The sequence below is a fragment of the Radiobacillus deserti genome (assembly GCF_007301515.1).
Classification (GTDB): Bacteria; Bacillota; Bacilli; order Bacillales; family Amphibacillaceae; genus Radiobacillus; species Radiobacillus deserti.
Window position 1 is genome coordinate 199,316 of the sequence record NZ_CP041666.1, and the last position, 12,700, is coordinate 212,015.

A 12,700-nucleotide genomic window follows, 5' to 3' on the forward strand; every position below is an offset into this window, starting at 1 on the left:
TAAAAGTAGAAGATAAATTTTTAAATAAGATGTTAACATAAGGTATGCAACGACCAACATTCTCACGGGCCCATTTATAGATAAATGGAAAGTCCGAAAAACATTAGTAACAACGCAATCTTTTCAGGCTATCCTAATCTTAATTATACCAGTTGCCTATTATTTAGACTTCCTAAGCATTGGCTTAATTCTCACAGTAATGCCGATTATAGCTTTTATCGAGCAATTTGCCTATCCTACACAAACAAAAGCTCTAGCGCTAATCTTAGAAAAAGAGGAATTAATAAAAGGAAACTCTTTATTTGCTTTTGCATATCAAGGCGTCGATCTTTTGTTTAACGCTATATCAGGATTGATTGTCACATTCTTTGGTGCTATCACGATTTACTTGATAGATTCATTTACATTTGCTATAGCTGCTATTCTCTTTTCCTTCGTTAAAGTAGCAATTAGAAAGGATACTAATGAAAATGAGGAGAAACCAAAACAGAAGATTTCTGTTGTAGTAAGTACGTATTTTAAAGAGCTGAAAGAAGGAATTGGGATTGTATTCCATTCCCTGTTTTGGGCTATGATGGTAGGCTCCATGTTAACAAACTTTACTATTGGCATCGTAATGGCGATTCTACCGACATTTTCAGAACAGCTAGGAGGTGCCACTACCTACGGGATATTATTAACATCCTTATCATCAGGATCCTTAATGGGAGCTCTTTTAGGTTCGCTGTTAGGGAAAATGAACATTGGTCGAACAACAATTATATGCTTTACTTTAGGAGCAATTTCGTGGTCAGGTGCTGGCTTTGTAGCATCCCCCATTTTCACTTCGATATTGTTTGGGTTAGCTTGGATACCGATCGGGGCAGTGAACGTGTTATTTGCGGGTATTAGTCAATCCATTATTCCGAATCGATTATTAGGTCGAGTCCATTCCGTTATGTATAGCAGTAGTGCTCTTACGATGCCAATAGGCTCTCTGACTGGCGGATATCTTGCAACTGTAATAGAAAGCCAAATTATATTTATAGGTACAGGTGTAGGAGCTCTTTTCATATCTATTATTTGGTTTTCTCATCCCAAATTAAGAAGGCTAAAAAAAGCGAATAAAATAACCGCAGATACCTTCGGGTTGAGGATTCCGGAAAAAGAGAATGTGGTGTAAGAGATTTGAAAAATTTTAAAGAATACGAACTGTAGGTGTAAAGGTAGAACATTATTTTGTTCTACCTTTATTTTATGAGAACCTAAGCAAACCTACAGTCGTCTAATAATTGAAGTCGAAAAAAAGGAGAAGAACGATGCAGATTCAGGAAGAAAATGAATTCAATAAATTAAGTCATCAAGACTTGTTTCACAAGTTAATTCTTACATACTCTGAAGAAATAAAAAGAATAATCTATTTCTATATAAAAGATCCGATGATGGCAGAAGATGTTCTTCAAGATACCTTTGTTTCTTGTTTCAAAAAACTTCGTTCATTTAAACATAAATCCAGTTACAAAACGTGGCTAATAAGAATAGCGATTAATAAAAGTAAGGACTATTTAAAAAAATCATATGTAAAGAGAACGGTCTTAGGTCCTATTAGTGAAAAAGCCTCAACATTCACCCCTGAATATAGTGCATTACAAACGGAAAGAGATACGGAAATTAATAAGCAAATTGACCAACTTCCTATCAAACAAAAGGATGTTATCTTGCTTTATTACTACAAGGAATATGGCATTGATGAGATTGCTCAAATTTTAGAAATTAAACAGAACACGGTTAAGACAAGACTTTTTAGAGCCCGGGATACGCTTAAGAGAAAACTAGAGGGGAAGGATGTAGATTATGAAAATTGACCAACAAATAAAAAAGGCATTGGAGAAAGATCTGGATAATGTAAAGATAACTTTTGAAGAATGGAACAGTTTGAATGAAATCAGTACTAAAACTAAATCTGACAACAAATTATTCCCTATTTTTTCTATACTTGCTGCTATAACTGTTGCATGCATTCTGATTTTTAACAGTAACGTAGGAATAGAAGATACAGAAGAAACAAAAATGGATCCCCAAAAAGAAAATATAAAAAGTAGCGATGCTGTTATAGATCCTATAGATGGCAAAGAAGAACTACTAGATAGAGTTTTTAACTCTATAAATTACTACGACACATTGGAGGGTGGTGTAGAAGTTTCTGGAGAAGACTATACGTTATCTACGGAGTTCGGCTTAGATTTAACTAAGCAAAAGTTCTATGAGACTTCTCAAACAGAAGTATATGATGCTTATACAGTTAGTGATGGAAAAACATTATATACTTATACAAGTGATGAAGGTGTATTGAGGGAAGAACCACTGCCGTATAAACAAAGAAATAAGAACGTTAAAATTGAAATGGAAGAGCTTGTAAATGCAAACGAAAATATATTTAATTATAGAGATGATTTTCCAGATGCTCTTCATTCCAAGCTTTTAATCTTTCCACAAGAGTTGCTAGTGAATCTTTTGATTGTTAATAGAGATTGGTCTATTGAAGGTTTCTCTGAAAAAAAGAGTGGACGAGATTCTGTAAAGATTGTTGGGACTGTTGGGAATAAAGAGTATGACTCTTTCGGTATTTATTTTGATCGGACGACCGGACTACCTTTGGAATACAAATTGTTAAAGGGTCAGACAATCATAAAAAGTGTTAAATATCGCAGCTTATCTATAAATCAAGAGATTAATAGCAAATTTTTTAGTAAGTCTTATATTACGGAAAAAGTAAATGGAAAGGGAAATTAAAGGTTGTCTAATATAATTTCTATAGTTAGATTTATTTAGGAAGGAAGTCGGTCAGGGCCGACTTCCTTTTTAGTTATACATGTTCACTCTATAAAGATGTAAAAAGGTTGTTTGGGCGAGCATTGTTTGATCAAGTTAATCACAAGGACTTTCCTAGACTTTTACGTCCGTTTAAAGTCTCATGGTAAAACCCAAATTATGGTGTGAACCCCATCTTTTAACTGTATTTTTATGTTAAAGTAAAAGAGTATTTGTAATATAACAGATTGTTAATCTGGCAGAATTTATAGAATAAAACTAGGTTATGTTTATGAAAAGATGGTTTACAAAGGAGAGGAGAAAAATGAAAAGGCATAATAACGACTTGTTTAATAGTTTAAGAAAGTACAGTAAAGTTTTGACTGCATGTATCGTAGCAATCGTTTCTTTATTGGTTTTAAGCTTTACTTCTAAGGCGGCAGCTTTTTCTGGAGCTGGTGCGGGGACGGCTAGTGAACCGTATATTATTACATCTGCCAGTCAATTGGACGAAATGCGAAATTTTTTAAGCGATACCGACGTTTATTTTGAATTAGGTAATGATATTGATTTATCATCCTTTTCTAACTGGGACCCCATTGGAGAGAATGCGAATAAATTTAGCGGTCATTTTGATGGAAATAATCATGTGATTAAGAACTTACATATAGCCGCCGATACTTCAACTATTCTTGAATATATTGGTCTCTTTGCTTTCTCTAGTGGAACAATTGAACATGTAATCTTGGATACTGTTCATGTTGAAGTTGATGGAGTGGTCAGTGCCAACATTGGAGGTCTTGTAGGACAAAATGAAGGAGTGATTCGGGATGTATCTGTGATAGCAGGTACTATCCAAGGAAAAACCTCAGTTGGAGGATTGGTAGGAATTAATAAAGGAACAATCGAGTCTTCCGTATCTAATGCTACTGTAACCGGTCATAGTATTACTGGTGGATTAGTAGGCACGATGGACTCAAGCGGCTCTATCAAACAATCGTATGCGACTGGTAATGTTTCTTCTTCCCTTGAAATGGCAGGAGGACTTATCGGAAGCTTAGAAAATGGTCAAGTTATGCAATCTCATGCTACTGGTGAAGTAAAGGGTATGTATTCGAAGGATGGATTGTTCATAGCTGGGGGATTGATAGGAGAAATAAAGAGTGGAGGACAAGTAACAGAATCTTATGCAACAGGGAATGTATTTGGTAGTTATACAATTGGTGGGTTAGTTGGATTAAGTAACGGTTCGATAAGTAAATCGTATGCAATTGGCAATGTAACGGCTACTCAGGAATGGGTAGGAGGATTAATCGGTAAAAATGATGGATACATAAGTGAAACCTATGCGGTAGGTAAAGTAACTGGAAATGTAATAAAAGGAAAGTATGGAGGCTTGATTGGGGAAAATATAGCAGCAGAAGGAGACGTTACAGCTTCTTTCTGGGATATGGACCAATCAGGGAATGATACAAGTGATGGTGGAGAAGGAAAAACAACAGCGGAGATGGTAGAACAGACTCTTTATCATGATGCAGGATGGGATGGAAGTGTTTGGGAGTGGCCTATAGGACATTATCCAAAATTAAAAGCTATTTTGGAAGATGATGACATTGACGTAGCCCGGCCAATAAAACCAACCGTGGATATAGCTGGAGGTACATACAACAGCGATCAAACGATTAGCTTGCTTGGAGAAGCTGGAGCAACTATTTATTATACTTTGGATGGAACTACCCCAACTATTGCAAGCACAGAATATCAACATCCAATTACCATTAGTGAAACGAAGAGTTTGAAAGCCATTACCGTGGACTTAGCGGGAAATGTATCAGAAGTCTTAGAAGAAATCTACATCATTGATAAGATACCCCCAGGAAAACCAAACGTAAGTCTAGTAGGTGGGTTATACAATACGAATCTAACTCTCAATCTCAGTGGAGAGATTACAGGAACCATTTATTTTACATTGGATGGGACTACCCCAACTATTGCAAGCACAAAATATGAACATCCAATTACCATTAGTGACACAAAGACACTAAAAGCCATAACTGTGGATTCAGCAGGGAATGTATCAGAAGTCCTTGAAGAAGTCTACACCATTGATAAAGTTGCACCAGCAAAGCCATCTGTGTCTGTACAAGGTGGGACGTATTATTCAGCACAGACTGTAGCCTTAAGTGCCGAAAGTGGAGCGACTATTTATTTCACATTAGATGGAACAGCACCAACCCAATTAAGTCAGGAATACGACACCCCTCTATCTATAAGCCAGAGGACTACATTAAAGGCTATTGCGGTTGATGAAGCGGGGAATCTATCGGATGTAACAGAGGCTCTTTATAATATTGGCACTTCCATACCATTACCACCGCCATTTTATCCAATCCAACATATCGAATTGGATAAAAAGAGTGTATTCATACTTTCTATTCTGTTTTGTAAAACTTAGATTCAAAGGCATACATAAAATAACGATTGACATCACAACCCCTCGTTGTTATATTGTGTATATACGATATACACGGAAGGGGATAATCTATGATTGCTTTAGAAGTCAAAGATTTAAATAAAAAGTATAAAGACTTTCATTTAAAAGATGTATCTTTTCAACTGGAAAAAGGTTATATTATGGGTTTTATTGGGGCCAATGGCGCAGGAAAAACGACTACCATTAAATCCATTATGAATATGATTCATTTGGATAGCGGGGAAATACACATTCTAGGTAAGAATATAGTCGAACATGAACTCGATTTGAAACAGGATATCGGTTTTACGTTTGGCGGCATCGACTTTTATACTCGAAGCAAAATTAAGACGTTGACCAATGTGATTAAGAAGTTCTATAAGAATTGGGAGGAAGAGACTTATTATAACTATCTAAGAAGATTCAAGTTGGACGAGAACAAAAAAATAAATGACTTGTCAATGGGGATGAAAGTTAAGTACAGCTTGTCCCTTGCTTTGTCTCATGGTGCAAAACTTCTTATCCTCGACGAACCAACAAGCGGACTCGATCCGGCTGCAAGAGATGAGTTGTTGGATATATTTCAAGAACTCGTTTTAGACGGCGAAATTAGCATTCTTTTCTCCACCCATATTACATCCGACTTAGAAAAGTGTGCAGATTTTGTTACTTTTATTGAAAACGGTCAAGTCATCCACAGCTCGGAAAAAGAAGAATTTAAGGAATCCTATCGCCTATTGAACGGTAACGAAAGCCAATTGAACCAAGTAGAGGAACGATTGATTTCATACAAAATTAATTCATTCGGTTTTACGGGGTTGATTCGCTTAAGTGATTTCGATACCTCTTCTGATATAAAAGCAACTATACCGAGTCTCGAGGAAATCATGATTTACTTCGCGAAAAAGGAGGAACTGTATGTATAACTTAGTGATAAAGGACTTAAAATTAGGCATCAATCCTTGGTTTCTAGTATTGCCTTTTTTTATAGGCGCCTTTATGCTTATTCCCAACTGGATTTATTTTCTTGTGCTTCAGTATTTCTTCTGGGTCTCGGTACCAAACATTTTTGCCCAATTTAAAGCACAGAACGATCTTGTATTTACCACGACATTGCCTGTGTCCAGAAAAGATATGGTGAAGGCTAGGGTCACGGTTATTGTTATCCTGGAACTATTGCATCTTGTAATTGCTATGATCTTTGGTTTGTTCACAATTCAATTGTATCCGGATATAATCTACTCTTTCTTCGCGCCGCATATGGGTTTCTGGGGGCTGTGTTTTGTCATGCTTGCAATCTTCAACATTATCTTTATTCCGATGTTTTACAAAACAGCGTATAAATATGGTTCAGCGGCAACGGCATCTATTACGGCAACTTTGCTTTATTTCTTAGGTGTACAGTGGTTAGGGACACAGAATTCTTTTGTTTATGAGACTTTCAATGGTAGCGGCGCTGATCATGTAGCGCTTCAAATATCCATCCTGCTTGCTGGGATTGTAATATTTATCGTTTTCACTATTGTGGCATGCAGTATAGCTATTAAACGATTTGGGAGATTGGATATTTAATGAACTTATTTATTTCAAATACATCAGAAAAACCGATTTATCAGCAACTTTTTGACCAAATCAGTGCTCAAATTCTTAAGGGTGAGATAGAACGAGGTTATAGTTTACCCCCAATACGACAAGCAGCCAAGGAACTAGGTGTTAGTGTGATCACGATAAAGAAAGCTTGGGAAGAACTTGAACGATGCGGTTTAATTTATACAGTATCTGGAAGAGGATGTTTTGTAGGGGACCTCTCACCCGATGATATGCTTCAAAAACGGAACGACATGATAATGAAGCAAATGTTGATTGACACTTCCTATTACAAATCCTTTGGCCTCACCTTAAAAGAAGTTATTGAGCTTATAAAGAAGGTTTATTGACGAAATAAGCAATTCCGATTCGAGCGGTAACGACTACGGAGAGGTATTTTAAGATAACAATTTTCAAGCCGTTGAATTTTAAACCATACTTTATGGGGGGGTCAAATGAATCATTCAAAACGTATTTATTTTCTAGACACATTGCGGACTTTTGTCATAACTCTTGTCGTCTTTTATCATGTGAACATGCACTTTGTTGACCTTTTTCAGGGCATGCCTTTTGTTAAAAATATGATTCCTGATGAGTTTGGTTCAATCATTCTGTTTTTAGTCCTAGCTGTAAATGGCCAATTGATGAACGCAACCATGTTCTTTATTGCTGGGTATTTTGCTTTAGGTCCGCTTATAAAGAAAGGTGTAAGACCTTTTGTCAAGGATAAATTAGTTCGACTTGGGATTCCGTATCTAATTGGATTCATTCTCTTGTCGCCTATTGCCAGCTATATTGCGGCTCGTTCCTGGGGAAATGACGAAAAATTTCTTAAATACTGGCTTTTTGAATTTTACAAGAGTCAAAATATCACTCCGTTCCACTTGTGGTTTATTGGCGTACTACTGATTTTCTTTATTTTGCTAAGCCTGGTTTATGTCATGTTTAACGGCAAGGGGAAATTAGTCAGTATCACGAAAGGACAATTAACGTTTCGTTCTATTGTATTCTTTATTTCCTTGACGACAGGATCTTACTTTATTGTCAATCAATTTTTCAATGAAGCCTACTTTACCAATTTATACGTCATCAATTTTCAGTCGGTCATGCTTCCTGTGTATGCTGCTTATTTCTTTCTTGGAATCCATGCATACCGGAAGGATTGGTTCAAAACAGGCTACAGGCCGAGAATCATTCCTTGGTTCGTAACCTATGTAATCTCAATATTCTTATACATTGCTATTATCGTTTACGAGTCAACGGGTTCAGATATCGCAAATTTCTCTGTTGTTAATCTGCTTTTAGTTCTGTGCTTCAATATTTCCATTTTTTCGGCTGTATTTGCACTCCTTGCCTTCTTCCAGAGATTCGCTGACAAAAGTACACCTTTTACAAATAGGATCTCCAAGAGTAGCTATAGCATTTACATTTTTCATTATGTTGTTGTTTATGCTATGGTCTATGCCGTAAATGGCTTATCCTTGCCGGTATATGAGGAATATGGGTTGGTACTTGTGCTCAGTGTACTGTTGTCCTGGGGCTTGGGATATCTGATGAGTAGAGTGCGATACTTTAAATAGGGAGTTCCAATTTTTATTACACATTTCTTTGGAATAATCCTTCTAATTGAGACAAATTAAATGATTATCTTTATAGGAGGGGAGATAATGAGAGGAAATATAACTTTTGTGTTTGTTGCTTAATGTTCGGTTTAACATTTTATAACCTTTATCAATCTAATGTTCCATTTGCTCAGAGAGAAAGCAGGGAAAATAATATACATCAATTAAAGGGAATAGATGGTAAATAGGCATTTTACATGAAAAGTAAAAACTTTGGACAGCTAGTGCAAAACTATAGGAAAAGAATCCATTTTGATCATTCTTTTTTCAAAATGGATTCTTTTCATTTATCGTAAAATATTGGTTTGTTAGGTATTTTAATTAAACTTTATTCGAAAGTTACAGCTGGTACCATTCCAAACCAACCTTTCATTCTTTCTTTAATTTCTACTTACCTATTTTTTTTGCCTTTCTTTGTTTTCACTCAGCATTGGCCAGTATTAACTTTATACACCAAAAAGGCGTTAATCTTCCTATAGTATAGACAGAAAATCCTATATTGATTGCAACGTAGGCCTGATGACAATCTCGTTTACGTTGGCATCATCAGGCTGGTTGATTGCATACGCAATAGCCTGTGAGACAGCGGATGGGGAAAGACTCGGATAGTCTGAATACTCCTCCAACACACCAGTCGCCGTCATTCCCGGTGAGATGATTGTAGACCGAACCCCAGATTCCGTTGCTTCTTCCTGACGCAGCCCTTCCGAGATTGCGCGGACAGCAGACTTGCTTGCGCTATACACAGCAGTTGTCGGGATAATCTTATGTCCCATCACGGAAGATATGTTAATAATATGTCCTGATTTTTGTTTCCTCATTGTAGGCAATACTGCAGCAATGCCGTTAAGAACTCCCTTGATATTTACATCAATGGTTTGCCACCATTCGTTCATTTTAAGTTCATGTAAATGAGAATTCAACTGAACACCCGCATTATTGATAAGAACATCAATTTGCCCAAAATTTTCCAACGCATACTGTGCCAATCTTTGCATGTCTTCCGCATTAGTAACATCTGTCTGCATATAAACTGCGTTACCACCCTCCTGAAGAATGTTGTCTACAATGGTTCTCATTCGATCCTCTCTCCTTGCTGCCAATACAACTCTTGCTCCGTGATGAGCTAAGAATTTGGCAGTGGCTTCTCCAATTCCACTGGATGCTCCTGTAATAATAACGACCTTAGATTGTAAGTTTTCCATGTCCACCTCTCCTTAAATGAATTTTTATACCTTCCAACAGTTATTTAAACAAATGTTGATTATTAGACTGTTGTTGAGTATTATTATAAAAAGAATATGGATAAATTCAATGGCTAATATACGTGCTTTTGTACTATATACAACAAACGGATGAATATTGTTGATTAACGAAAGGAGACAAAAACAAATGGAAACCAAAACAGATAGACGAATTCTTAGAACGAAAAAAGCCATTAATGATGCGTTTTTGGATTTGCTTACGGAAAAAGAATTTGATCGAATTACGATTAATGACATTTCCGAACGTGCTAATGTGAATCGAGGGACTTTTTATCTTCATTATATGGATAAGTATGATTTGTTAGATAATAGTATCAATGATCATTTGAACAGAATGATTCACTCTTGTACCTTTACCAAGTTTACAGAGGAAAAACTGGAGAAGACCGAGGCAATTGAGGCGCTGAAGTCCTTGTTTATTTATGTTGAGGAGAATTTCATATTCTTTTCTTCCATGCTATCCAATAAGAAAACTTCCGCATTTCGGGAACGGATGATGGCATTGCTTTCGTCTGGTATGCAGAAGAAAATTCATATGCAGGGTATCAATCAGAACATAGATAAGGAATTGATTGTACAATTTTTGACCACAGCCTTTGTTGGAACTGTGGAGAGCTGGATACTGAGTAACATGCCACAGTCTCCTCAATGGATGGCAGAGCAAATATGGACATTATTTGAACGGAATGGTTGTAAATAACTTAAACGATATTGTTTTGGCACTAATTACTAACGTATCATCAGATCTATCATGAGAAGTCCAACTTATTTTGTGCGAAGACGATAAACCATGAAGGAGGAAGACAGTTCAACAATCGTTTATGGAACAACATAGGTAGAAAACGATCAAATTTTTTAGTTTAAAGCTACACATCTTTTATAATTGCTACTTTCCACTTCCCCACGCTAATAAAATCAGTTCCCAGCACTAAATAGTTGGTATCCAAACGACAAAGGAGTGGATAGAGCAGTCAACTATGTATCCAATCGCTATTCAATCGGTTGTTACAATCAAAAATTAATATAGTTTTGGGGCGGATCCAATCGGATCTCGTCCCTTTTTCTCTTGGGCAATATTCCTTCAATTCCTTGTCCAATAACGGTAATCTAGAAAAGGATGGAGAGCAAAAAACTCCTACGATTGACCTATAGACAGTACTCGTTAAGTTGTATAACATAAAATACCATAACGTTCGTTATGTTATTTTGCTGATTAGCGGAGTGCTTGTCATTGGTATGATAAAGATCGGACTGATGACAAGCAAATATCAAAATAAATACGCAAATAAAGGAGCAAATATTATGCCTAGGAAATTTAATGCAAAGTCAACGGCCGATCAGGTACTTTCCGGTGTTGATCTCAAGGGAAAACGATTTTTCATTACAGGTGTATCATCGGGTATTGGCCTTGAGACCGCCCGCTCACTAGTGTCTCACGGTGCCAGTGTCGTTGGCACGTTAAGAGACATCGACAAATCCAAGGCGATTACTTCATCGGTTTTTGATGCGGCAACGCAAGGAGGCGGTAGCTTAGAGTTAATCGATCTCGATCTCGCCTCCTTGCAGAGTGTTCGAGTCTGTGCCGATACACTGCTGACCAATGGTCAGCAGTTCGACGCCATCATTGCCAACGCTGGCGTTATGGCAACCCCGTTCGGTCGGACGGTTGACGGCTTCGAGGTCCAGTTCGGGACGAACTATCTTGGTCATTTCGCTTTGATCAATCGGATTGAGCCACTGATTGCTGACAACGGACGCTTAGTGATGCTGTCGTCCCAAGCTCATCGGATCGCTGATGTTGATTTAGATGATCCGAATTTCGAGCAACAGACTTACGACCCGTTTGTCGCCTATGGCCGATCGAAAACGGCCACTACTCTTTTCGCGGCGGAATTCGATAAACGACATCGCAATCGTGGCATCCGAGCCGCCTCGGTAATGCCGGGGAACAGTCTTACCAATCTCCCGCGTCATTTCTCGCAGGAAGACTTGCAGGGTCTTTTTGAGAACGCTGGCAAAGCTCGTGCTGAAGAGGGTCTTCCGCCAATGGAGCTTAAAGAAGTTGCGCAGGCAGCCGCAACGTCGGTCTGGGCCGCAGTCGTGGCTGACAAAGATGAAATCGGTGGGCGCTATCTCGAAGATTGTGCAGTTGCGCCGATCGATGACTCGCCTAATCCGTTTGCCGACGGCGTAAGGTCGTATGCGCTCGACGCTAGCAAAGCTGAGCAGCTTTGGGTGAAAAGCGAGGAAATGGTAGGCACAAAAGGTACGTATCCGATGAAAGTAATCGGCATCATTGGAGCGGGCGAGGTTGGTAGCCAGATCGCACGTGCGGCAATCGCGAACGGATATGAGGTCGTCATTGCCAATTCACGGGGACCTGAGACGTTGAAGGACCTCATTGATGAGCTTGGTCCATCAGCACGTGCCGCGACTGCGGCTGGAGCTGCCGAGGCTGGTGACTTCGTCGTTGTGGCTGTACCTCTCAAGCTGGTCAACGACATGCCTGTGGAGCAGCTTGCGGGTAAAATCGTACTCGACACGAACAACTACATGCCTTGGCGCGATGGACATTTCCCTGTGGTTGACTCTGGTGAGAAGACAGTTCACGAGCTCCGTCAGGAGCAACTTCCTAACTCGAAGGTGGCGAAGGCTTTCACGCACATCCAAGCTTCTCGTCTTTTCGTTTCGAGCAGACCAGCTGGTGCACCCGACCGCCATGCGTTGTCGGTCTCGAGCAACTTTCCAGAGGCCGTAGAACTTGTGACACGGCTGTACGACCAATTCGGTTTCGATACTGTCGACAACAGTCCGTTGAGCGAATCATGGCGTAGCGGTCCAGGTCAGCCCGCTTGGGCTGCGCACGCGCACCAGACACGTGCTGAGTTGATTGCTAATCTAGCCAGGGCGCGTCGGATCATCTAGTCCTGAGTCCGTTTCTGAATCCCCCTTATTTTGACGTA

At 38.7% G+C, this 12,700-nt stretch carries 11 protein-coding genes; 10 read left to right on the top strand and 1 reads right to left on the bottom strand.

Features of this window, described 5'->3' with window-relative positions; genetic code table 11:
* The first annotated feature begins 37 nt into the window (after positions 1-37).
* The 8 genes from FN924_RS01110 to FN924_RS01145 all read left to right on the top strand — a co-directional run bounded on the left by FN924_RS01110 (position 38) and on the right by FN924_RS01145 (position 8,430).
* On the top strand, positions 38-1,162 hold the full coding sequence (locus FN924_RS01110; RefSeq protein WP_143891686.1) for an MFS transporter: 1,125 nt from the start codon (positions 38-40) through the stop codon (positions 1,160-1,162).
* A gap of 136 nt (positions 1,163-1,298) precedes the next feature.
* Positions 1,299-1,844: an RNA polymerase sigma factor gene (locus FN924_RS01115; RefSeq protein WP_143891687.1), complete on the top strand. Its 546-nt coding sequence runs from the start codon at positions 1,299-1,301 to the stop codon at positions 1,842-1,844.
* A complete protein-coding gene (locus tag FN924_RS01120) occupies positions 1,834-2,772 on the top strand; it encodes a hypothetical protein (protein WP_143891688.1) in 939 nt (312 codons plus the stop codon). Before FN924_RS01115 ends, FN924_RS01120 begins: the two co-directional genes overlap by 11 nt.
* Before the next feature lie 343 nt (positions 2,773-3,115).
* Positions 3,116-5,245 (top strand): chitobiase/beta-hexosaminidase C-terminal domain-containing protein, encoded by a 2,130-nt coding sequence (locus FN924_RS01125; protein ID WP_158633898.1) that lies wholly within the window; start codon positions 3,116-3,118, stop codon positions 5,243-5,245.
* An 89-nt stretch (positions 5,246-5,334) separates the two neighbouring features.
* Positions 5,335-6,189, top strand: a complete 855-nt coding sequence (locus tag FN924_RS01130) for an ABC transporter ATP-binding protein (RefSeq protein ID WP_143891690.1) — start codon at positions 5,335-5,337, stop codon at positions 6,187-6,189.
* Positions 6,182-6,835, top strand: coding sequence for an ABC-2 transporter permease (locus FN924_RS01135; protein WP_143891691.1), 654 nt, complete (start codon positions 6,182-6,184; stop codon positions 6,833-6,835). Before FN924_RS01130 ends, FN924_RS01135 begins: the two co-directional genes overlap by 8 nt.
* Positions 6,835-7,200 (top strand): GntR family transcriptional regulator, encoded by a 366-nt coding sequence (locus FN924_RS01140; protein WP_143891692.1) that lies wholly within the window; start codon positions 6,835-6,837, stop codon positions 7,198-7,200. Before FN924_RS01135 ends, FN924_RS01140 begins: the two co-directional genes overlap by 1 nt.
* 105 nt (positions 7,201-7,305) lie before the next feature.
* Positions 7,306-8,430, top strand: a complete 1,125-nt coding sequence (locus tag FN924_RS01145; protein WP_143891693.1) for an acyltransferase family protein — start codon at positions 7,306-7,308, stop codon at positions 8,428-8,430.
* A 536-nt stretch (positions 8,431-8,966) separates the two neighbouring features.
* Here the strand turns inward: FN924_RS01145 and FN924_RS01150 are convergent.
* Positions 8,967-9,677, bottom strand: a complete 711-nt coding sequence (locus FN924_RS01150) for an SDR family oxidoreductase (protein WP_143891694.1) — start codon at positions 9,675-9,677, stop codon at positions 8,967-8,969.
* 187 nt (positions 9,678-9,864) lie between these two features.
* Between FN924_RS01150 and FN924_RS01155 the strand changes: the two genes are divergently transcribed.
* Both FN924_RS01155 and FN924_RS19150 read left to right on the top strand, forming a co-directional pair.
* The gene (locus FN924_RS01155) at positions 9,865-10,437 is read left to right on the top strand and encodes a TetR/AcrR family transcriptional regulator (RefSeq protein ID WP_143891695.1); all 573 of its coding nucleotides are present in this window, start codon (positions 9,865-9,867) and stop codon (positions 10,435-10,437) included.
* Between the two features lie 602 nt (positions 10,438-11,039).
* Positions 11,040-12,662 carry an SDR family NAD(P)-dependent oxidoreductase gene (locus tag FN924_RS19150; protein ID WP_228409525.1) on the top strand — a complete coding sequence of 541 codons (1,623 nt, stop codon included), beginning with the start codon at positions 11,040-11,042 and terminating at the stop codon, positions 12,660-12,662.
* Positions 12,663-12,700: the final 38 nt, after the last annotated feature.